This window comes from Pseudomonas sediminis (assembly GCF_002741105.1).
Lineage (GTDB): Bacteria > Pseudomonadota > Gammaproteobacteria > Pseudomonadales > Pseudomonadaceae > Aquipseudomonas > Aquipseudomonas sediminis.
This window is the reverse complement of sequence record NZ_NIQU01000010.1, coordinates 27,704-48,301: the sequence shown is the minus strand read 5'-3', so window position 1 is coordinate 48,301 and position 20,598 is coordinate 27,704. Positions and strand designations below refer to the sequence as shown.

The window sequence follows — 20,598 nt, the reverse complement described above, 5'->3', positions numbered from 1 at the left end:
ACGGATTCGGTCTGGCCAGCGTTTCCATATTGTGACCGAAGGTGAGCGCCGGACGCGTTCGCTGCAGCTCGATGAGCAGGGAGGAAGGGGATGCGAACAGGGATGTTGGCACTGGCCTTGGGGCTATTGACGCTGCGCTTTCTGCCAAGCCTGCCGCCGAGTTGGTCGTTGCTGGTGGCGGTCTGCGCCGCTCTGGCTTTGCTGTTCTCGCGCCTCTATCCGCTTGGGTTCTTTTTGCTGGGGTTGGCCTGGGCCTGCAGCTCGGCGCAATCGGCACTGGATGACCGCCTTGCTCCACCGCTCGATGGCCGTACCCTGTGGCTGGAGGGGCGGGTGGTCGGCCTGCCTGAAGTGGCCGATGGTGTGGTGCGCTTCCAGTTCGAAGAGGCGCACTCGCGGCGCGCCGAGCTGCCGAAAAGAATGCGCCTGGCCTGGTATGGTGGGCCGCCGGTGCAAGGCGGCGAGCGCTGGCGTCTGGCGGTCAACCTGAAACGACCGCATGGCCTGGTCAATCCGCAGAGTTTCGACTATGAAGCCTGGCTGCTGGCCCAGCGCATTGGCGCTACGGGCACGATCAAGTCTGGCCAGCGGTTATCCGCAGCGACGGGCTTTGGTAGCTGGCGCGACAGCCTTCGCCAGCATCTGCTGGCTGCGCCGGCCTTTGGGCGCGAAGGTGCCATCGCTGCTCTGGTCCTCGGTGATGGCTCCGGCCTGAGTACGAGCGACTGGCGCCTGCTGCAGCACACGGGCACGGTGCACCTGATGGTCATCTCCGGCCAGCATATTGCCCTGCTAGCCGGCTTTCTTTACGGACTGGTGGCGTTGCTGGCGAGAGTCGGTGCCTGGCCAAGGCGCTGGCCCTGGTTGCCCTGCGCCTGTGCGTTGGCCTTGAGCGGAGCTCTGGTCTACGGGATGTTGGCTGGTTTTGAGGTGCCGGTGCGCAGGGCCTGCGTGATGGTTGCGCTGGTGCTGCTCTGGCGCATGCGCTTTCGTCATCTGGGCGCCTGGTGGCCATTGTTGCTGGCCTTGATCGTGGTTCTGCTGCTAGAGCCGCTGGCATCGTTGCAGCCGGGATTCTGGTTGTCGTTTTCGGCGGTGGCGATTCTGGCTCTGGTATTTGGCGGTCGGCTAGGCGTCTGGGGTTGGTGGCGCGGGCTGACACGCGCGCAGTGGACCATGGCCATCGGCCTGCTGCCGATGATGCTGATTCTCGGTCTGCCCGTCAGCAGCAGCGGGCCGCTGGCCAACCTGATCGCCGTGCCCTGGGTCGGGCTGGTAGTCGTACCCCTGGCCTTGCTGGGTACTCTTCTGTTGCCCGTTCCTGTGGTTGGAGAGGGCCTGTTGTGGCTGGCCGGTGGTGCTCTGTATCTGTTGTTCGAGTTGCTGAGCGTGATCGCTGCTTGGCTACCTGCCTGGTTGCCTAGCAACCTGCCGCTGTGGGCCTGGTTACTGGCGGCGACAGGTGCCTTGTTGCTCCTGCTGCCGGCCGGAGTAACGATGCGCCTACCCGGCCTTGCGCTGTTATTGCCTGCATTGCTGTTGCCGCCGAAACAACTGGACGATGGCCGCGCCGATGTCTGGGTGCTGGACGTAGGGCAGGGGCTGGCGGTGCTGGTGCGGACCCGGGAACACAGCTTGCTGTACGACGCAGGCCCGCGCTTCGGCGATTTCGATACAGGGGAGCGTATCGTCCTGCCTTCCTTGCGGGCAATGAACCTCAGGCGGCTCGACCTGATGCTGCTCAGCCATGCCGACAATGATCATGCCGGCGGGGCTGCCGCGATCAAAGCCGGTATGCCGGTGAGCCGGGTCATCAGTGGCGAGCCGCAGCGGTTGGCCAGAACGCTCGGCGCTGAGGATTGCGAATCGGGACAGCGCTGGCAATGGAACGACGTGACGTTCAGGTTGTGGCAGTGGGATAAGGCCGTATCCGGCAATCAGCGTTCTTGCGTATTGCAGATCGAGGCGGCGGGTGAGCGCCTGTTGCTGACTGGTGATATCGATGTCCGCGCCGAACGCGCGCTGATGCAGGCCGACTTTCCCCTGGCCTCGCGTTGGCTGCTGGCACCCCATCACGGTAGTCGCACGTCATCCAGTCAGGCTTTTATCGATGCGGTCGGTGCGCAGCATGTGCTGATCACGCGCAGCCGCCACAATGCTTTTGGGCATCCTCACCCGCAGGTGCTGGCGCGCTATCAGGCGGCAGGCGTCGAGGTGCATGACACGGCGTTGCGCGGTGCTCTGCATTTACGTCTGGGCGAACAGGTCGCGCCTCGCGGGTTGCGAAACGAGCCACGTTTCTGGCGGGAAAAATGAGAACGGCGGCGGTCGGCACGAAGGGTCTGTGGGTGTTTCGTCACAAGTCGCGTTGCTGCGCCAAATGGCGCCAGGCTAGGCGCAGGACGCAGGTAATGGTGTCCCCTTGCCTAGTCCTGCAACGACGCATGGCGCCATTTGTCGCGCAACCCGTAGGGACGGGCCTGTTTTGCCGCAGTGCGTCGTTGCTCGTCGCTCGTTTGGAATGACCAAACCACACTCCTCGCGCCTAGCCCTGCGGCAAAACAGGCTCCGTCGCGGCTGTGACGAAACGCCCACAGACCCTTTAAACCCTATGCTAGAGTGGCGCGACTTTTTCGAGGGGGGATTCTCTACCGTGTGGGAACTGGTCAAAGCTGGCGGCTGGATGATGCTGCCGATCATTCTCTGTTCCATCGCTGCTGCCGGCATCGTCGCCGAGCGCCTGTGGACCCTGCGGCCCGCCCGCGTCACCCCGGCCAATCTGCTGGCTCAGGTGTGGCGCTGGATCAAGGACAAGAAACTCAATAACCAGAAGCTCAAGGAACTGCGCGAGGATTCGCCGCTGGGGCAGATTCTCGCTGCCGGCCTGGCCAACTCCAAGCATGGTCGCGAGATCATGAAAGAGTGCATCGAGGAGGCCGCAGCCCGCGTCATCCACGAGCTGGAGCGCTACCTCAATGCGCTCGGCACCATTGCAGGCATCGCGCCGCTGCTCGGCCTGCTCGGTACCGTACTGGGTATGATCGAAATCTTCAGCTCCTTCATGGGCTCGGGCATGGCCAACGCGCCGATGCTCGCCGGTGGTATCTCCAAGGCGCTGATCACCACGGCGGCCGGCCTGATGGTGGCAATCCCGGCACTGTTCTTCCATCGCTATCTGCAGCGTCGTGTCGACGAACTGGTAGTCGGCATGGAGCAGGAAGCGATCAAGCTGGTGGAAATGGTGCAGGGTGATCGCGACGTCGACCTGGGTGAGGGCAAGGCGTGAAATTCCGGCGCAAACCGCGGGAGAACGTCGAGATCAACCTGGCCTCGTTGATCGACGTGGTATTCATCCTGCTGCTGTTCTTCGTGGTTACCACCACCTTTACCCGCGAGACCCAGCTCAAGGTCGATCTGCCTGAGGCGGCCAGTGGCACGCCGCCCGAGCAGACCGAGCTCAAGCAGGTCGAGGTGCTGATTGGTGCCGATGGCGCCTACTCGGTCAATGGCAACGCGCTGCTGGAGAGCAATCTGAGCAACCTGATGGCGGCGCTGCAGAAGGAATCCGACGGCGACAACAGCCTGCCGTTGATCCTCAGTGCCGATGGCAAGACCCCACACCAGGCGGTGATCACGGCCATGGACGCTGCCGGCAAGCTGGGCTTCTCGCACCTGCGCATCACCACGGTGGAAGCACAGGAAAATCCTTAAGTGAGCGCTGCTGATCGCTTGCTCGAGGCCTGGTACCGCGGCCACCCGGCGCTGGCACTGCTGCGCCCACTGGAGTGGTTGTACCGCCGTGTGGTGCAGGGTAAGCGTGCACGCTTTCTGGCCGGCGAGGGCGATATCTACCGTGCCCCGGTACCGGTGCTGGTGGTGGGCAATATCACCGTCGGCGGTACCGGCAAGACGCCGCTGATCCTCTTTCTCATCGAGCATTGCCGCGCCCGTGGCCTCAAGGTCGGCGTGGTCAGCCGTGGCTATGGCGCCACGCCGCCGAGCCTGCCGTGGCGCGTGCGTGCCGAGCAACCTGCGGCCGAAGCAGGTGACGAGCCCCTGCTGATCGTCCAGCGTACAGGCGTGCCCTTGATGATCGACCCGGATCGCAGCCGCGCCGTGCGTGCGTTGCTGGCCGAAGAAGCATTGGACCTGATCCTCTGCGATGATGGCCTGCAGCACTACCGTCTGGCGCGCGATCTGGAACTGGTGCTGATCGATGCCGCGCGCGGTCTGGGCAATCGCCGCTGCCTGCCTGCCGGGCCTCTGCGTGAACCGGCCGAGCGTCTCAATGAGGTGGATGCGGTGTTGTTCAATGGAGCCGAAGCCGACCGCGCCGATGGCTACGCCTTTCGCTTGCAGCCGACCGCACTGGTCAATCTGGCCAGTGGTGAGCGCGTCGGCCTCGATCATCTGCCGCCAGGCCAGGCAGTGCATGCGGTGGCCGGTATCGGTAATCCGCAACGTTTCTTCAATACCCTCGAAGCGCTAAACTGGCGGCCGGTTCCGCACCCCTTCGCCGACCATGCCCAGTACGATGCCGCGCAGCTCAGTTTCGAGCCGTCGCTGCCCCTGCTGATGACGGAAAAGGATGCGGTGAAATGCCGGGCCTTCGCCGCCGCCGACTGGTGGTACCTGGCCGTTGACGCCGTGCCCACGCCGGCTTTTGTCGACTGGCTGGATAACGAATTGGCCCGCCTCATACCGGGGTCTTGATGACCCCATCAAGGACTGCGCCATGGACCTCAAACTGCTCGATATTCTCGCTTGCCCGATCTGCAAAGGCCCACTGCAGCTTTCCGAAGACAAGACCGAACTGATCAGCAAGGGCGCTGGTGTGGCCTACCCGATTCGCGATGGCATTCCGGTGATGCTGGAAAGCGAAGCGCGGACCCTGAATACCGATGAGCGTCTGGACAAGTAAATGAACGCAGCCTTCACCGTCGTCATTCCTGCTCGTTACGCCTCCACCCGCCTGCCCGGCAAGCCGTTGCAGGACATCGCCGGCAAGCCCATGGTGCGGCACGTCTGGGAGCAGGCGAAAAAGAGCTCGGCCCAGCGCGTGGTCATCGCCACCGACGATGCGCGTATCGTCGAAGCCTGCCAGGCCTTTGGCGCCGAGGTGCTGCTGACTCGTGAGGATCACAACTCCGGCACCGATCGCCTGGCTGAAGTCGCCACCCAGCTTGGTTTGCCGTCCGATGCCATCGTGGTTAACGTGCAGGGCGATGAGCCGCTGATTCCGCCTGTGATTATCGATCAGGTGGCAGCCAACCTGGCAGCCAATCCGCAGGCCGGTATCGCCACCCTGGCCGAGCCCATCGAGGACGTCACCGCGCTGTTCAACCCCAACGTGGTCAAGGTCGTCGCCGACAAGAACGGCCTGGCCCTGACCTTCAGCCGTGCGCCGCTGGCCTGGGCGCGCGATGCCTTCGCCAAGAACCGCGATGTGTTGCCGCAAGGTGTGCCGTACCGCCGTCATATCGGTATCTACGCCTACCGCGCCGGCTTTCTGCATGATTTCGTGGCCTGGGGGCCATGCTGGCTGGAAGATACCGAATGCTTGGAGCAACTGCGTGCGCTGTACAACGGCGTGCGCATCCATGTCGCCGATGCGCTGGAAGCGCCGGCTGCTGGCGTGGATACCGCCGAAGACCTGGAGCGGGTACGCCACCTGCTGGGGGCCTGATGAAGGTTCTGTTTGTCTGCCTGGGCAACATCTGTCGTTCACCGACGGCAGAAGGCGTATTTCGCCACAAGCTGCGCGCAGCTGGCCTGGAAGATCGGGTGCAGGTGGATTCCGCCGGCACCGGTGACTGGCATGTCGGCAAGGCGCCGGACAGTCGTACGCGCCAAGCCGCGCTGCGCCGTGGCTATGATTTGTCTGCACAGCGTGCGCGCCAGGTCGAGGCCGCCGATTTTCAGCGCTTTGACCTGATCCTGGCCATGGATCAGAGTAATTTGCGCAACCTCAAGGCGCTGCGTCCTGCCAATTCCGGTGCTGACCTCGATCTCTATCTGCGCCGTTATCAGCTTGCACTGGATGAGGTGCCGGACCCTTACTACGGCGGCGAAGATGGCTTCGAGCAGGTGCTGGACCTGATAGAACAGGCCAGTGATGCGCTGTTAATCGAGATCAAGGGGCGCCTGTGAGCCTGAATCTGCAGAGCGACGTGTCGCTCAAGGCCTTCAACAGTTTTAGCGTCGACGTGCGCGCCCGGCTATTCGCCGAAGCCCGTGACGACGACGAAGTGCGCGAGGCGTTAGGCCTGGCGCAGCAGCACGGCTTGTCGCTGCGGGTGATCGGCGGCGGCAGCAACCTGCTGCTCACTCGCGATGTCGAGGCGCTGGTGCTGCGCATGGCCAGCCGTGGTATTCGCATTCTGGAGGACGACGGCGAGCAGGTGCTGGTGGAGGCCGAAGCTGGCGAGCCCTGGCATCCCTTCGTGCAATGGAGCCTGGCGCAAGGCCTCAATGGCCTGGAAAACCTCAGCCTGATTCCCGGCACCGTCGGCGCCGCGCCGATGCAGAACATCGGTGCCTACGGCGTGGAGATCAAGGATCTGTTCGAAGGCCTGACTGCGCTGGATCGACAGACCGGAGAACTACGCGACTTCACCCTCGAAGAATGCGCTTTCGCCTATCGCGACAGCCTGTTCAAGCGTGAAGCCGGGCGCTGGTTGATCCTGCGCGTGCGCTTTCGTCTGAGTCGCCTGGCTTCGCTGCGTCTGGATTACGGTCCGGTACGTCAGCGCCTGGCTGAGATGGGCATCGAGGCACCGACTGCAAGCGATGTCAGCCGGGCAATCTGCGCCATTCGCAGCGAAAAGCTGCCAGATCCCGCCGCGCTGGGTAACGCCGGCAGCTTCTTCAAGAATCCGGTGGTGCCATTCGAACTGGCCGAGCGTATTCGCGCCGAGCATGCTGATCTGGTCAGCTATCCGGCTGGTGCTGGCCTGGCCAAACTGGCGGCTGGCTGGTTGATCGAGCGGGCAGGGTGGAAGGGCGCGCGTGAGGGTGATGCCGGTGTGCATCGTTTGCAGGCGCTGGTGCTGGTCAACTACGGCAACGCCACGGGCGCGCAACTGCTGCAGTTGGCGCAGCGTATCCAGGCTGATGTATTCGAGCGCTTCGGTGTTGAGTTGGAGATCGAGCCTAACGTGCTCTGATCTGTTCCTGCTTGCCACTCCCGGATTGCATCCAGGCTACGCTTCTGCAGCGCCAGACACGGAAATGAAAAAGGGGATGCCTAGGCATCCCCTTTTTAGTGACCGCAGGAGGATCAAGCCTGGGGCTTGACCTCTTCCTTGTCGGCTGGTGTCTCTTCGTCCTGCTGCGCTTGCTCTACCGCTTCGCTCACGTTTTGCTCGCTGACGACAGGAGTGGTTTCGGCTTCGGCGACTGGCTCGACCGCAGGAGCGGTTTCGACTGCAGTGGCTTCGGCTTCTACCGGGGCGCTTGCTTCGGCGGCCGGAGCAACTTCGACTGCTGGCGCAGCCTCTATAGCCGGGGCTGCAGCGGCAGCCTGTGCAGCTTCGCGCGCCAGGCGCTCAGCTTCACGCTGACGACGACGCACTTCGCGCGGGTCGTTCGGCGCACGGCCAGTGGCATTTGCCGGAACCGCTGCGGCAGCAGGGGCTTGCTCGACCGGTGCCGGAACAGGCTCCTGGGCGACTTCGACAACCGGCTCAGCTTGTGCGACCGGCTCGGCAGCAGCAGCTTCCACGACGACAGGGGCTTCGACTGCGGCCGGCTCTGCTTCAGTTGCCTTCTCCGCGACCGGAGCTTCGACCACTTCAGTCACGGTAGCTTCGACTTGCGCCTCGACCGGTTGAGCAGCAGGGGCTTCTTCAACCTGAGCAGCCGGTGCTTCGACGGCCGGTGCTGGGTTGACCGGAGCTTCGCTGGCAACGGCCTCGCTGCTATCGACGCTTTCTGCAACCACGGCGGCGGCAGTGGCTACGGCAGCTGGAGCGGCGGCTTGAGCTTCGTTACCTGCGGCTTCGCTGTTCTCGGCGCTTTCGATCAGGTTGCCGTCGGCATCACGCTGACGCTCGCGACGGTTGCTGCGGCGACGCTGGCCACGAGAGCGGCGACGCGGACGTTCGCCATCGTTGTTGTCCTGCTCGTCATCCTGCAGCTGTTCTTCGTTTGGCAGGGCTTCATCCTGCAGAGCCTCGGCCTGCTCGGCACGTGGCTGACGTTCTTCGCGTGGCGGACGCTGACGCTCCTGGCGCTCACCGCGTGGTTGGCGCTCGGCGCGTTCTTCGCGTTGCTCATTGCCGGCGGCGTCCAGTGGCTCGCGCAGTTCACGTACGCGCTCTTCACGCGGAGCACGCTCTTCGCGTGGTTTGCGCTCGCGGCGGTTTTCTTGGCCTTCACGCGGCTCGCGTGGGGCGCGTTCTTCACGTGGAGCACGCTCTTCGCGAGGCTGACGCTCTTCGCGCGGCTCGCGTGACTGGCGCTCTTCACGCGGTGCACGTTCTTCGCGCGGCTTGCGCTCTTCGTCGCGACGACCACCGCGATTGCGGCTCTGCTGACGACCATTGCGGCGTTCTTCACGCGGCGGACGCTCGCTGTTCTTCTTCTCGACGACAGCCGGCTTGGCTTCTTCTTCCTGGCCGGCGAACAGGCTGACCAGCGACTTCACCAGGCCTTTGAACAGGCTCGGCTCAGGTGCTTTGGTCGGCGTCAGCGGTGCTTGCGGCTCGGCTGCGACCGGGGCGCTGCTGCGTGGTGCGGCTTTGATTGCGGCCTCCTGGCGAACCAGGGTGCGCGTGGCAGCGGCCGGGTGGGCAGCGGCTTCTTCGGTTTCCGCAGTAGCGGCGATTTCGTAGCTGGTCTGGCCGCTCAGCGCTTCCGGGCTGTCGTCACGCAGGCGCTGCACTTCGAAGTGCGGCGTTTCCAGGTGGTCGTTCGGCAGGATCACGATGCGCGCACGAGTGCGCAGTTCGATCTTGGTGATCGAGTTGCGCTTCTCGTTGAGCAGGAAGGCGGCGACCGGGATCGGCACCTGGGCGCGGACTTCGGCGGTGCGATCTTTCAGCGCTTCTTCTTCGATCAGGCGCAGGATGGCCAGCGACAGGGATTCGACGTCACGGATGATGCCTTGACCGTTGCAGCGCGGGCAGACGATGCCGCTGGTCTCGCCGAGGGATGGACGCAGACGCTGGCGGGACATTTCCAGCAGGCCGAAGCGCGAGATGCGGCCGACCTGAACGCGGGCACGGTCGGCTTCCAGGGCTTCACGCACCTTTTCTTCGACGGCGCGCTGGTTCTTGGCCGGGGTCATGTCGATGAAGTCGATGACGATCAGGCCGCCGATGTCACGCAGACGCAGTTGGCGGGCGATTTCTTCGGCCGCCTCCAGGTTGGTCTGCAGGGCGGTTTCCTCGATGTCGCTGCCTTTGGTGGCGCGCGCCGAGTTGATGTCGATGGACACCAGGGCTTCGGTCGGATCGATGACGATGGAGCCGCCGGACGGCAGCTTCACTTCACGCTGGAAGGCGGTTTCGATCTGGCTTTCGATCTGGAAGCGGTTGAACAGCGGAACGCTGTCTTCGTACAGCTTGATCTTGCTGGCGTACTGCGGCATCACCTGCTGGATGAAGGACAGGGCTTCTTCCTGGGCTTCGACGCTGTCGACCAGCACTTCGCCGATGTCCTGGCGCAGGTAGTCGCGGATGGCGCGGATGATGACGTTGGATTCCTGATAGATCAGGAACGGGGCAGGGCGGCTGGTGGAGGCTTCCTTGATGGCGCTCCACAGTTGCAGCAGGTAGTCGAGGTCCCACTGCATTTCTTCGCTGGAACGACCCAGGCCGGCGGTGCGCACGATCAGGCCCATGTCGGCCGGCGCATTGAGGCCATTCAGCGCTTCGCGCAGTTCGTTGCGCTCCTCGCCTTCGATGCGGCGGGAGATACCGCCAGCGCGTGGGTTGTTCGGCATTAGCACCAGGTAACGACCGGCCAGGCTGATGAAGGTGGTCAGGGCTGCGCCCTTGTTGCCGCGCTCTTCTTTCTCGACCTGGACGATAACTTCCTGGCCTTCCTTGAGCACGTCCTTGATGTTGACGCGGCCGCCTTCGGGAGACTTGGAGAAGTATTCGCGGGAGATTTCTTTGAGGGGGAGGAAACCGTGGCGTTCGGAGCCGAAATCGACGAAAGCGGCTTCAAGGCTGGGTTCAACGCGGGTGATACGGCCTTTGTAGATGTTGGCCTTCTTCTGTTCGCGGGCGCCGGACTCGATGTCCAGATCGTAGAGTTTTTGGCCATCTACCAGGGCAACACGCAACTCTTCGGGCTGAGTTGCGTTAATTAGCATTCTTTTCATGTGGTACCAATGGGTTCCGGGCTAGCGGAAGCCACGTTAGGCACACACGACTCTCAGGGTCGGTGTCAGGCGCGTCAGAAACGGTCGTAAATCGTTCCACTGTCTAGCGACGGTCAGCCATTATCAGGCGGCGGTCGCGACGGACGTCTCCTGCTTGCTGTGGTGACAGAAAGCACTCAGTCAGGAAGAGGAATCAACTGGCGGTAGCGGACGAGATGAGGCGTCTTTGATCAAGCGATGTGCTACGCAGTCCGACAGTTGTACATCTCCACCCTACACGTATCGCTGAAAATCGGGTGCCGCGCGCGGATTCCGCAGCGGTTGTCAGTTACCGCGACCGCCCGGCGGGCGAATCGCGCATCATACTCAAGGCTTTATTTCCGAAGTCTTCGTGGCCTTTTGCGGCCTTTCTAACCTGAAGAATCCGTCGGACGGCCTCACGTCCAAATACGTTTGCGCGGGCAGGGGATGGCAAGTTTGGCATTCATCCACAAGCCAGGCCGCTTTTGGCGGCGTTCGCGACTATAGCAGCAATGATTAAGTGCTTCAATTCCATAAAAAATTGTTATGATTGCGCGATGACTACTCCTGCCTCTCCAACCTCCGGCGTTCAGCTGATCGAGGTTGCACCGGAACTCGCCGGCCAACGCATCGACAACTTCCTCAGGACACAGCTCAAGGGCGTGCCCAAGACCCTGATTTACCGCATTTTGCGCAAGGGTGAGGTGCGGGTTAACAAGGGTCGGATCAAGCCCGAATACAAACTCCAGGCTGGCGATGTCGTGCGTGTGCCGCCGCTGCGTCTGGCTGAGCGTGATGAGCCCGAGCCGCTGGCGCAGGGACTGCTGCAGCGCCTCGAAGCCGCCATCGTTTATGAGGACAAGGCGCTGATCGTGCTGAACAAGCCGGCCGGTATCGCCGTGCATGGTGGCAGCGGCTTGAATTACGGTGTGATCGAGGCGTTTCGCCAGTTGCGTCCCGATGCCAAGGATCTGGAGCTGGTGCATCGTCTCGATCGCGATACGTCCGGCCTGCTGATGATCGCCAAGAAGCGCAGCATGCTGCGCCACCTGCACGAAGCACTGCGCGGCGATGGCGTGGACAAGCGCTATATGGCGTTGGTGCGCGGCCATTGGGCGACTGCCAAGAAGCAGATCGCCGCGCCGCTGCTGAAAAGCAACCTGCGCTCCGGCGAGCGTATGGTCGAGGTGAATCCCGAGGGCAAGGAGGCGCTCACGGTATTTCGTGTGCTGCGCCGTTTTGGCGAGTTCGCCACGCTGGTCGAAGCCAGGCCGATCACTGGTCGTACCCACCAGATTCGTGTGCACGCGCAATATGCAGGCCATGGTATTGCCGGTGACAGCAAATACGGCGATGACGACTTCTCCCGCGAGATTCGCGAGCTGGGCGGCAAGCGCCTGTTCCTGCATGCCTACGAGTTGCACGTGCCGCTGCCTGATGGTGGCGTGCTGAAGCTCGAGGCGCCGGTGGACGAGATGTGGGCCAAGACCCTGGAGCGCCTGAGTGCCTGATTATCAGCTACTGATCTTCGATTGGGATGGCACGCTGGTGGATTCCATCGGCCGTATCGTCGAGGCCATGCATCGCGCGGCCGATGTGGCGGGCGTGCCGCGCTGCACGGATGTCGCAGTGCGCGGGATCATTGGGCTGGAACTTGGGGTTGCGATTCGCACGCTGTACCCGGAACTCGATGAGTCGCTGCGAATCGAAACCATCCGGCGCGCCTATAGTGAGCAGTATCTGGCGCTGGAAACCGAGCCGTCACCGTTGTTCGAGGGTGCGCGCGAGTCGCTCGAAGTCTTTCGTGAGCAGGGGTATCAACTGGCTGTGGCGACCGGCAAGGGGCGCAGGGGGTTGCATAGGGTGCTGGCTGACAAGGGTTGGCTGGATTACTTCGATATCACCCGTTGCGCTGACGAGACGGCGAGCAAGCCCGATCCGCTGATGCTGCACGAGATTCTTGCGCATTGCCGGGTGCAGCCCGAGCGCGCGCTGATGGTGGGGGATTCGACCTTCGACCTGCTGATGGCGCGCAATGCCGGGATGGACGCGGTGGCGGTAGGTTTCGGTGCACAGCCGTTGTCGGTGCTGCGCGAGTGCTCGCCGCGTTTGGTGATCAATGAATTCAATGAGCTGCGTGCATGGCTGGAAGGCCGTCAGGCGCAGCGTCCTGCAGAGGTGAGTGAGCATGTCGGATGAGTGGAAGTCATCGTCTTCGTCGGGCGAGGATGCCAAAAGCTGGAAGTTGCTGGAAAAGGCACTGCTTTCCAGTGTTCAGGAGCAGCGTCGCTCGCGTCGCTGGGGCATCTTTTTCAAGCTGCTGACCTTTATCTATCTGTTCGGTGCGCTGGCGCTGGTGTTGCCGGTGCTTGATTTGAAAAAGGCCTCGACCACTGAGGCGCATACGGCGCTTATCGAAATTCGCGGCATGATCGCTGATCGAGAGGAGGCTAGTGCCGACAAAGTGGTGGGGAGTCTGCGCGCCGCCTTCGAGGACACCAATACCAAGGGTGTGATCCTGCGTATCAACAGCCCGGGCGGTAGTCCGGTGCAGTCCGGCTACATCTATGACGAGATTCGTCGCTTGCGTGGCGAGTATCCGCAGACCAAGGTCTACGCTGTGATCAGTGATCTGGGTGCATCCGGTGCCTATTACATCGCCAGCGCGGCCGATGAGATCTATGCCGACAAGGCCAGTCTGGTTGGCTCCATTGGTGTTACGGCGGCCAGTTTCGGTTTTGTTGAAACCATGGACAAGCTCGGTGTCGAGCGTCGCGTCTATACCTCGGGTGAGCACAAGGCATTCCTCGATCCGTTCCAGCCGCAGAAGGAAGAGGAAACCCGCTTCTGGAAAACCGTGCTGGACACCACTCATCGTCAGTTCATCGACAGCGTGAAGCAGGGGCGTGGTGATCGCCTCAAGGCTGACGAGCATCCCGAATTGTTCTCGGGGCTGGTCTGGTCCGGCGAGCAGGCGCTGCAGCTGGGCTTGGTCGATGCGCTGGGTAGTGCCAGTTATGTGGCGCGTGAGGTGATTGGTCAGAAAGAGATGGTCGACTTCACTCAGCGTGATACGCCATTTGATCGCTTCGCCAAGCGCCTGGGTACCAGTGTCGCGGATCGCATTGCGCTGTGGATGGGCTTTCAGGGGCCGACGCTGCGCTGATATATAAAAGAAGGCCCGCTTAGCGGGCCTTCTTTATTGATGAGTCAAGGAATCTCGATGCCTTCGTTCAGCAGCATGTCCACCAGGCGAATCAGTGGCAGGCCGACCAGGCTGGTGGCGTCTTCGCCCTCGGTGCTGCGAAACAGGCTGATGCCCAGACCTTCGGACTTGAAGCTGCCGGCGCAATCGAATGGCTGCTCGCGTTGCAGGTAGCGCAGGATCTGCTCGTCGCTCAGTGGGCGAAAATGCACGGTGAAGGGCACGCATTCGACCTGGCATTTGCCGGTGCTCGAATTGAGCAGTGCCAGTCCGGTCAGAAAGGTGACGCTGCTGCCGCTGGCGGCGCGCAACTGTTGCTGGGCTCTCGGCAGATCGTGGGGTTTGCCGAGTATCTGTCCGTCGCTGAGTGCGGCGACCTGGTCCGAGCCGATGATCAGGTGGTCTGGGTGGTTGGCGGCGAGGGCGCGTGCCTTTTCTTCAGCTAGGCGTTTGACCAGGTCGATGGCGGCTTCGCCCTCGCGGCGGCTTTCATCGATGCTGGGTGACTGCCAGGTAAAGGGCAGTTGCAGGCGTTCGAGCAGCTCGCGGCGGTAGGGTGAGCTGGAGGCGAGCAGCAGTGAGGGCATGTTCTCTTCCTTTATACGCGTGGGTGGGAAATTCTACTGGCCGTCGCGCCTCGAAAACAGGCCGAATTTCCTTTGACATGGACAGGGTGCATCCCTAGAATGCTGCGCCTATGTTGAATGGGCCGATTCCACCTCACGTTGATCCGCGCAAGCTCGCCGACCGCGAAGCTACTCTTGAAGGGCAGCTCGAACTGGCCAGCCTGCCGCGTCTCTGCGACCCGCTTGCCGATACGGTTGGTACGGTGCAGGCGAAGTTTCATTTCGCCCGTGACGAGCAGAAAACTGTGGTTATCCGCAGTGAGCTCGAGGTTGAGGTCAAAATGGTCTGCCAGCGTTGTCTGGAGCTGGTCGCGCTACCCATCCGCAGCGAATGTGAATACGCAGTGGTTCGGGTTGGAGCGAACACTCAGTCCTTGCCCAAGGGCTACGACATACTGGAAGTGGGCGAAGAGCCGCTGGAGCTTCTTGGTCTGGTCGAGGAAGAGTTACTTCTCGCCCTGCCAATCGTTCCTGCTCATGCCCCAGGTGATTGCCAGCAGCCGGACGGTCTCGATGAGCCCGAGCCAGGCGAGGACGAGGTATCGCGGTCCAACCCGTTCAGTGTATTGGCGCAGTTAAAGCGTGACCCAAACGTTTAGGAGTTAATGAGTTATGGCTGTTCAGCAGAACAAAAAATCCCGTTCCGCCCGCGACATGCGTCGTTCGCACGACGCCCTCGAGGCCAGCACCCTGTCCGTAGAGAAGAGCACCGGTGAAGTTCACCTGCGCCACCACGTTTCTCCGGAAGGCGTGTATCGCGGTCGCAAAGTGATCGACAAGGGCGCTGACGAGTAATCCTTGTCCGCCTCGATCATCGCGATTGATGCAATGGGTGGGGACTTCGGTCCCCACTGCATTGTTCCGGCCTGCATTTCTGCGCTGGCCGAATTCCCCTCGCTGCACCTCGCCCTTGTCGGTCAAGCTCCCCTTATCGAAGAACAGCTCGCTCGCCAGTCTGGCGTCGATCGCTCGCGCCTGCAGGTTCATCACGCCAGTGAAGTGATTGCCATGGACGAGCGTCCAGCTCAGGCCCTGCGCGGCAAGCCGGATGCCTCGATGCGCGTGGCGCTGGAATTGGTGCGTCAGCGTCAGGCGCATGCCTGCGTCAGCGCGGGCAACACCGGTGCGCTGATGGCGCTGTCGCGTTATGTGCTGAAGACGCTGCCAGGTATCGATCGGCCTGCCATGGTCAGCCCGATTCCTACCGAGCGTGGTCACTGCTACCTGCTGGATCTGGGCGCCAACGTCGATTGCAGTGCCGAGCACCTCTATCAGTTCGCCATCATGGGCGCCGTGGCTGCCGAGACGCTGGGCGTCCCTCGGCCGCGGATCGCCTTGCTCAATGTCGGTACTGAAGACATCAAGGGCAATCAGCAGGTCAAGCTGGCGGCCAATATGCTGCAGCAGGCGCCAGGGTTGAACTTCATTGGCTACATCGAGGGCGACGGCATGTACCGCGGTGAAGCCGATGTCGTGGTGTGCGACGGCTTCGTTGGCAATATCCTGCTCAAGTCCAGCGAAGGCCTGGCCAAGATGATCACCGGGCGGGTCGAGACGCTGTTCAGTGAGGGGTTGTTCGCGCAGGCCATCGGTGCCCTGGCGATGCCGCTTCTGCGTCGCCTCAAGGCCGACCTGGCGCCCGCCAAGCACAATGGTGCGAGTTTCCTCGGGCTGCAGGGCATCGTGGTCAAGAGCCATGGTGCGGCGGGGCAGGAGAGTTTCCAGAGCGCCATTCGTTGTGCGTTGCGCGAGGTGCAGGAAAATTTGCCGCAGCGACTGCATGGTCGCCTCGAAGACTTGTTACTGTAGACTCGTCACGTTTTCAGGGCGCCTCTAAAAACTACCTGCGTTGCCATCGCGGCGTTAAAAACAGGCTCAAAATGCTCATTTACAGCGCGTAAACTCCGCTTTTTCGCCTATTTTTGCCTTGCGCTGGCTGCCTCGCCTACGTTTTTAGAGGCGCCCTTCAGGGCATAGGCTGCTGGCTAATGTGACCGCTGCGCGTAGCCTGTCATCCAACTGTCAGTTTGCTGCGCCAGGCTCGCCTGGCGTTGGTTTTTCGACTCAAGGGACTTATTCATGTCTGCATCCCTCGCATTCGTCTTCCCCGGTCAAGGCTCGCAAGCCCTAGCCATGCTTGCCGATCACGGTGCTCAGCAGAAGCTGGTGTTCGATACCTTCGGTGAAGCCTCTGAAGCGCTCGGCTACGACCTCTGGGCGCTGACCCAGCAAGGCCCGGAAGAGCAACTGAACCAGACCGACAAGACTCAGCCGGCCATTCTCACTGCCTCCGTCGCCCTGTGGCGCCTGTGGCAGGCCGAAAACGGCGCCAAGCCGGCGTTCGTCGCCGGTCACAGCCTGGGTGAATATTCCGCGCTGGTCGCCGCTGGCAGCATCGCCTTTGCCGATGCCGTGAAGCTGGTGGAGCGCCGTGGTCAATTGATGCAGCAGGCCGTTCCTGCCGGGCAGGGCGGTATGGCTGCCATCCTCGGTCTGGAAGATGCCGACGTACTGGCTGCCTGCGCCGAAGCTGCGCAGGGTGATGTGGTCAGCGCAGTGAACTTCAACGCACCTGGCCAGGTGGTGATCGCCGGTAGCGCTGCTGCCGTCGAGCGCGCCATCGAGGCGTGCAAGGCCCGTGGCGCCAAGCGCGCCATGGCGCTGCCGGTCAGCGTGCCGTCGCATTGCGCGCTGATGAAGCCGGCCGCCGAGCGTTTCGCTGAGTCGGTAGAAGCGCTGAGCTGGCAGGCGCCGCAGATCCCGCTGGTACAGAACGTCAGTGCAGCCGTGGTATCGGATCTGGCCACGCTGAAAGCCGACCTGCTGGCGCAGCTATACAGCCCGGTACGCTGGGTCGAGTCCATGGTGCGTCTGTCCGAGCAGGGCGTTACCGAGCTGGTCGAGTGCGGCCCGGGCAAGGTGCTGGGCGGCCTGAACAAGCGCTGCGTCAAAGGCATCAACACTTACAATCTGGATACCCCCGATGCTTTCGCCGCTGCTCGCGCTGCGTTGGCTTGAGAAAGGAGAACGAACATGAGTCTGCAAGGTAAGGTCGCGCTGGTCACTGGCGCCAGCCGTGGCATCGGTCAGGCAATCGCACTGGAATTGGGGCGTCAGGGGGCTACCGTTATCGGTACTGCTACTTCGGCATCCGGTGCCGAGCGCATTGCTGCCACGCTGAAAGAGCATGGTGTCAGTGGGACTGGCATGGAACTGAATGTGACCAGCGCCGAGTCCGTCGAGGCTGTGCTGGGCGCTATTGTCGAGCAGTTCGGTGCTCCGGCGATTCTGGTCAACAACGCTGGCATCACGCGCGACAACCTCATGCTGCGCATGAAAGACGACGAGTGGTTCGACGTCATCGATACCAACCTGAACAGCCTCTATCGCCTGTCCAAGGGCGTGCTGCGTGGCATGACCAAGGCGCGCTTCGGTCGCATCATCAACATCGGTTCCGTGGTCGGTGCCATGGGCAATGCCGGGCAGGCCAACTATGCGGCTGCCAAGGCCGGTCTCGAAGGTTTCAGCCGCGCTCTGGCGCGTGAAGTGGGTTCTCGCGGTATCACGGTCAACTCGGTCGCTCCGGGTTTTATCGACACCGATATGACCCGTGAGCTGCCTGAAGCACAGCGTGAAGCGCTGCTGACTCAGATTCCGCTGGGTCGTCTGGGCCAGGCTGAAGAGATTGCCAAAGTTGTCGGATTCCTGGCTTCCGATGGCGCAGGCTACGTCACTGGCGCTACTATTCCGGTGAACGGCGGTATGTACATGAGCTAAAAAGGGCGCCTTCGAATGATCGGAGGCTCTCGAATGTGACGCGAGCCATCAGAAAACTGTCATAGTGGCTGTCTAAAATCCGTTATAAAGCTGCAACAGGTTTATAGACAGATCGTTGAAGTGTTCCTGGGGGCTCCCCGGCATTCAGCTTGAAATGCTAAAAACCCTTTCTATACACTTGGCCGCTACCAGCTGCCTGGATTTGTCCAATAGGAGTGAAAACAAGGTATGAGCACCATCGAAGAACGCGTCAAGAAAATCGTTGCTGAGCAACTTGGCGTCAAGGAAGAGGAAGTAACCAACAGCGCTTCCTTCGTTGAAGACCTGGGTGCCGACTCTCTTGACACCGTTGAGCTGGTGATGGCTCTCGAGGAAGAATTCGAGACCGAGATCCCGGACGAGCAAGCTGAGAAGATCACCACCGTTCAGGAAGCTATCGACTACGTGACTGCCCACGCGCAATAAGTCACCGTCAGCTTTCTGACCGAGAAAAGCCGCACTGCCCTAATCAGGCGTGCGGCTTTTCTTTACGTGCAAGGCGCATGTGGCGCCTGAGTAGAACAAGAGGAGATTGCTGTGTCGCGTAGACGCGTCGTGGTTACCGGTATGGGCATGCTGTCGCCGCTGGGTAACGATGTGCCGAGCAGCTGGCAGGGCATTTTGGCCGGGCGCAGTGGCATCGGTCTGATCGAGCATATGGACCTGTCCGCCTACTCCACCCGTTTTGGCGGATCGCTCAAGGGCTTCAACGTCGAGGAATACCTGTCCGCCAAAGAGGCGCGCAAGCTCGACCTGTTCATCCAGTACGGTCTCGCAGCCTGCTTCCAGGCCGTGCGTGATTCCGGGCTGGATATCACCGATGCCAACCGTGAGCGCATCGGTGTGGCCATGGGCTCCGGTATCGGCGGCCTGACCAATATCGAGAACAACTGCAAATCGCTGCACGAGCAGGGGCCGCGGCGTATTTCGCCGTTCTTCGTGCCAGGCTCGATCATCAACATGATTTCCGGCTTCCTGTCGATTCACCTGGGTCTGCAGGGGCCGAACTACGCCATCGCCACAGCGTGCACTACCGGCACGCATTGCATCGGTATGGCCGCGCGCAACATTGCCTACGGCGAAGCCGATGTGATGGTTGCCGGCGGTGCCGAGATGGCGGCTTGCGGCCTGGGTATGGGCGGCTTCGGTGCTGCACGTGCGCTGTCGACGCGCAACGACGAGCCGACCAAGGCCAGCCGTCCGTGGGACAAGGGCCGTGACGGTTTCGTGCTGTCCGATGGTTCCGGCGCGCTGGTGCTGGAAGAGCTGGAGCACGCCAAGGCGCGTGGCGCCACCATCTACGCCGAGCTGATTGGCTTCGGCATGAGCGGCGATGCCTTCCACATGACCTCGCCCCCCGAAGATGGCGCCGGTGCAGCGCGCTGCATGGCCGCCGCCCTGCGTGATGCGGGTATCAATGCCGATCAGGTGCAGTACATCAACGCGCATGGCACCTCGACGCCTGCGGGTGATAAGGCTGAAGTCGCCGCGGTGAAAAGCGTGTTCGGTGATCATGCCTACAAGCTGTCGGTCAGCTCGACCAAGTCCATGACCGGTCACCTGCTGGGTGCTGCAGGCGCCGTGGAAGCGATCTTCAGCGTGCTGGCGCTGCGTGATCAGGTTGCGCCGCCGACCATCAACCTAGATGAGCCGGACGAAGGCTGCGATCTGGACTTCGTTGCGCATCAGGCCAAAGCCAGGCCGATCGAGATCGCTCTGTCGAACTCCTTCGGCTTTGGCGGCACCAACGGCTCGCTGCTGTTCCGTCGGTTCAACGGCTGATGCTGAGCTGGGTCAACGGCGTGCCCGGCGAGCAGTCGTCGGTTCGCGACCGTGGCCTGGCTTACGGTGATGGTCTGTTCGAGACCATCGCCGTGCGCGGCGGGCACATTCCGCTGCTGGCGCGGCACATGGCGCGCCTGGCCGATGGCTGTCGGCGTCTGTCCATTCCTCTCGATCTGCTTCTCATGGAGCGCGAGCTGCAGGCGTTCGCCGGGCAGTTGGGCGAGGGTGTGACCAAACTCATCGTCACCCGTGGCGAGGGCCAGCGAGGCTACGCGCCACCGCAACCCTGTCAGCCGCTGCGCATCCTGCAATCTGCTGCGTTGCCGCAGTACCCTGCCGCGCACGCCGAGCAGGGCGTGCGTCTGTTTCCCTGCGAGACGCGTCTGGCTGAGCAACCGCTGCTGGCCGGGCTCAAGCACCTTAATCGCCTGGAGCAGGTGTTGGCGCGCGCCGAATGGCAGGATGCCGAGTGCGCCGAAGGCCTGATGCGCGACAGCAGTGGCCGAGTCATCGAGGGCGTGTACAGCAACCTGTTCCTCGTCGTCGGCGGTGGGCTGGTGACGGCTGATCTGTCGCGCTGTGGCGTGGCTGGCGTGATGCGTGCCGAGATCCTGCAGCAGGCGCAGTTGCTCGGACTGGCCGTCGAGTTACGCGATGTTTCCTCCGCCGAACTGCTGGATGCCGATGAAGTCTTTCTCTGCAACAGCCTTTACGGCATCTGGCCTGTGCGGGCGCTGCAAGAGCGACACTGGTCGGTCGGGCCGCTCACCCGTAAACTGCAGGCCATCGTCTGCGACCTACTGAGTAAATAACTG

At 62.2% G+C, this 20,598-nt stretch carries 21 protein-coding genes; 19 read left to right on the top strand and 2 right to left on the bottom strand.

The annotated features are described in order from the left end of the window. Nucleotides 1–90 precede the first annotated feature (90 nt). The 8 genes from CDO35_RS20350 to murB all read left to right on the top strand — a co-directional run bounded on the left by CDO35_RS20350 (nt 91) and on the right by murB (nt 7,166). Nucleotides 91–2,316: a DNA internalization-related competence protein ComEC/Rec2 gene (locus CDO35_RS20350; protein ID WP_243699114.1), complete on the top strand. Its 2,226-nt coding sequence runs from the start codon at nt 91–93 to the stop codon at nt 2,314–2,316. A 337-nt stretch (nt 2,317–2,653) separates the two neighbouring features. Next, a complete protein-coding gene (locus tag CDO35_RS20340) occupies nt 2,654–3,286 on the top strand; it encodes a MotA/TolQ/ExbB proton channel family protein (RefSeq protein ID WP_017677620.1) in 633 nt (210 codons plus the stop codon). Then, the gene (locus CDO35_RS20335) at nt 3,283–3,711 is read left to right on the top strand and encodes an ExbD/TolR family protein (RefSeq protein ID WP_099526424.1); all 429 of its coding nucleotides are present in this window, start codon (nt 3,283–3,285) and stop codon (nt 3,709–3,711) included. Before CDO35_RS20340 ends, CDO35_RS20335 begins: the two co-directional genes overlap by 4 nt. After that, nucleotides 3,712–4,713 carry a tetraacyldisaccharide 4'-kinase gene (lpxK, locus tag CDO35_RS20330; RefSeq protein WP_099526423.1) on the top strand — a complete coding sequence of 334 codons (1,002 nt, stop codon included), beginning with the start codon at nt 3,712–3,714 and terminating at the stop codon, nt 4,711–4,713. A gap of 22 nt (nt 4,714–4,735) precedes the next feature. After that, on the top strand, nt 4,736–4,921 hold the full coding sequence (locus CDO35_RS20325) for a Trm112 family protein (protein ID WP_013714804.1): 186 nt from the start codon (nt 4,736–4,738) through the stop codon (nt 4,919–4,921). After that, nucleotides 4,922–5,686, top strand: a complete 765-nt coding sequence (kdsB, locus tag CDO35_RS20320) for a 3-deoxy-manno-octulosonate cytidylyltransferase (RefSeq protein WP_099526422.1) — start codon at nt 4,922–4,924, stop codon at nt 5,684–5,686. After that, on the top strand, nt 5,686–6,150 hold the full coding sequence (locus CDO35_RS20315) for a low molecular weight protein-tyrosine-phosphatase (protein WP_099526421.1): 465 nt from the start codon (nt 5,686–5,688) through the stop codon (nt 6,148–6,150). Before kdsB ends, CDO35_RS20315 begins: the two co-directional genes overlap by 1 nt. After that, entirely contained in the window at nt 6,147–7,166 is a 1,020-nt protein-coding gene (gene murB, locus CDO35_RS20310) for a UDP-N-acetylmuramate dehydrogenase (RefSeq protein ID WP_099526420.1), read from the top strand. The genes CDO35_RS20315 and murB overlap by 4 nt, the downstream gene beginning before the upstream one ends. Nucleotides 7,167–7,279: 113 nt before the next feature. Here the strand turns inward: murB and rne are convergent, their stop codons facing one another. Further along, nucleotides 7,280–10,330: a ribonuclease E gene (rne, locus tag CDO35_RS20305; protein ID WP_099526419.1), complete on the bottom strand. Its 3,051-nt coding sequence runs from the start codon at nt 10,328–10,330 to the stop codon at nt 7,280–7,282. A 578-nt stretch (nt 10,331–10,908) separates the two neighbouring features. On the opposite strand from rne, the gene rluC reads away from it, so the two are divergent. From rluC to sppA, 3 genes are read left to right on the top strand one after another with little or no spacing between them, the layout of a single operon-like run. Then, the gene (rluC, locus tag CDO35_RS20300; protein WP_017677613.1) at nt 10,909–11,862 is read left to right on the top strand and encodes a 23S rRNA pseudouridine(955/2504/2580) synthase RluC; all 954 of its coding nucleotides are present in this window, start codon (nt 10,909–10,911) and stop codon (nt 11,860–11,862) included. After that, on the top strand, nt 11,855–12,550 hold the full coding sequence (locus tag CDO35_RS20295) for an HAD-IA family hydrolase (RefSeq protein WP_099526418.1): 696 nt from the start codon (nt 11,855–11,857) through the stop codon (nt 12,548–12,550). Before rluC ends, CDO35_RS20295 begins: the two co-directional genes overlap by 8 nt. Next, nucleotides 12,540–13,517 carry a signal peptide peptidase SppA gene (sppA, locus tag CDO35_RS20290; RefSeq protein WP_099526417.1) on the top strand — a complete coding sequence of 326 codons (978 nt, stop codon included), beginning with the start codon at nt 12,540–12,542 and terminating at the stop codon, nt 13,515–13,517. The genes CDO35_RS20295 and sppA overlap by 11 nt, the downstream gene beginning before the upstream one ends. Nucleotides 13,518–13,561: 44 nt before the next feature. Here the strand turns inward: sppA and CDO35_RS20285 are convergent, their stop codons facing one another. Then, nucleotides 13,562–14,143, bottom strand: coding sequence for a Maf family protein (locus CDO35_RS20285; protein ID WP_099526416.1), 582 nt, complete (start codon nt 14,141–14,143; stop codon nt 13,562–13,564). A gap of 110 nt (nt 14,144–14,253) precedes the next feature. On the opposite strand from CDO35_RS20285, the gene CDO35_RS20280 reads away from it, so the two are divergent. From CDO35_RS20280 to pabC, 8 genes are all read left to right on the top strand, one after another. After that, a complete protein-coding gene (locus tag CDO35_RS20280; RefSeq protein WP_099526415.1) occupies nt 14,254–14,781 on the top strand; it encodes a YceD family protein in 528 nt (175 codons plus the stop codon). Between the two features lie 13 nt (nt 14,782–14,794). After that, a complete protein-coding gene (gene rpmF / locus CDO35_RS20275; RefSeq protein WP_003245185.1) occupies nt 14,795–14,977 on the top strand; it encodes a 50S ribosomal protein L32 in 183 nt (60 codons plus the stop codon). Between the two features lie 3 nt (nt 14,978–14,980). After that, nucleotides 14,981–15,991 carry a phosphate acyltransferase PlsX gene (plsX, locus tag CDO35_RS20270; RefSeq protein WP_099526414.1) on the top strand — a complete coding sequence of 337 codons (1,011 nt, stop codon included), beginning with the start codon at nt 14,981–14,983 and terminating at the stop codon, nt 15,989–15,991. Nucleotides 15,992–16,261: 270 nt separating this feature from the next. Further along, nucleotides 16,262–17,200 (top strand): ACP S-malonyltransferase, encoded by a 939-nt coding sequence (gene fabD / locus CDO35_RS20260; protein ID WP_099526413.1) that lies wholly within the window; start codon nt 16,262–16,264, stop codon nt 17,198–17,200. A 15-nt stretch (nt 17,201–17,215) separates the two neighbouring features. Beyond that, nucleotides 17,216–17,959, top strand: a complete 744-nt coding sequence (gene fabG / locus CDO35_RS20255) for a 3-oxoacyl-ACP reductase FabG (RefSeq protein ID WP_099526412.1) — start codon at nt 17,216–17,218, stop codon at nt 17,957–17,959. Between the two features lie 228 nt (nt 17,960–18,187). Continuing rightward, a complete protein-coding gene (acpP, locus tag CDO35_RS20250; protein WP_003245177.1) occupies nt 18,188–18,424 on the top strand; it encodes an acyl carrier protein in 237 nt (78 codons plus the stop codon). 111 nt (nt 18,425–18,535) lie between these two features. After that, nucleotides 18,536–19,780 carry a beta-ketoacyl-ACP synthase II gene (gene fabF, locus CDO35_RS20245; RefSeq protein WP_099526411.1) on the top strand — a complete coding sequence of 415 codons (1,245 nt, stop codon included), beginning with the start codon at nt 18,536–18,538 and terminating at the stop codon, nt 19,778–19,780. After that, a complete protein-coding gene (gene pabC, locus CDO35_RS20240; RefSeq protein WP_099526410.1) occupies nt 19,780–20,595 on the top strand; it encodes an aminodeoxychorismate lyase in 816 nt (271 codons plus the stop codon). The genes fabF and pabC overlap by 1 nt, the downstream gene beginning before the upstream one ends. Nucleotides 20,596–20,598: the final 3 nt, after the last annotated feature.

What these genes read in the sequence shown, in the direction of transcription:
- CDO35_RS20325 (WP_013714804.1), top strand. Translation starts at nt 4,736, where the DNA reads ATGGACCTCAAACTGCTCGATATTCTCGCTTGCCCGATCTGCAAAGGC.
- pabC (WP_099526410.1), top strand. Translation starts at nt 19,780, where the DNA reads ATGCTGAGCTGGGTCAACGGCGTGCCCGGCGAGCAGTCGTCGGTTCGC.
- CDO35_RS20280 (WP_099526415.1), top strand. Translation starts at nt 14,254, where the DNA reads ATGTTGAATGGGCCGATTCCACCTCACGTTGATCCGCGCAAGCTCGCC.
- CDO35_RS20350 (WP_243699114.1), top strand. Translation starts at nt 91, where the DNA reads ATGCGAACAGGGATGTTGGCACTGGCCTTGGGGCTATTGACGCTGCGC.
- fabG (WP_099526412.1), top strand. Translation starts at nt 17,216, where the DNA reads ATGAGTCTGCAAGGTAAGGTCGCGCTGGTCACTGGCGCCAGCCGTGGC.
- CDO35_RS20285 (WP_099526416.1), bottom strand. Translation starts at nt 14,143, where the DNA reads ATGCCCTCACTGCTGCTCGCCTCCAGCTCACCCTACCGCCGCGAGCTG.
- sppA (WP_099526417.1), top strand. Translation starts at nt 12,540, where the DNA reads ATGTCGGATGAGTGGAAGTCATCGTCTTCGTCGGGCGAGGATGCCAAA.
- kdsB (WP_099526422.1), top strand. Translation starts at nt 4,922, where the DNA reads ATGAACGCAGCCTTCACCGTCGTCATTCCTGCTCGTTACGCCTCCACC.
- fabD (WP_099526413.1), top strand. Translation starts at nt 16,262, where the DNA reads ATGTCTGCATCCCTCGCATTCGTCTTCCCCGGTCAAGGCTCGCAAGCC.
- rpmF (WP_003245185.1), top strand. Translation starts at nt 14,795, where the DNA reads ATGGCTGTTCAGCAGAACAAAAAATCCCGTTCCGCCCGCGACATGCGT.
- rne (WP_099526419.1), bottom strand. Translation starts at nt 10,330, where the DNA reads ATGAAAAGAATGCTAATTAACGCAACTCAGCCCGAAGAGTTGCGTGTT.
- acpP (WP_003245177.1), top strand. Translation starts at nt 18,188, where the DNA reads ATGAGCACCATCGAAGAACGCGTCAAGAAAATCGTTGCTGAGCAACTT.
- CDO35_RS20315 (WP_099526421.1), top strand. Translation starts at nt 5,686, where the DNA reads ATGAAGGTTCTGTTTGTCTGCCTGGGCAACATCTGTCGTTCACCGACG.
- rluC (WP_017677613.1), top strand. Translation starts at nt 10,909, where the DNA reads ATGACTACTCCTGCCTCTCCAACCTCCGGCGTTCAGCTGATCGAGGTT.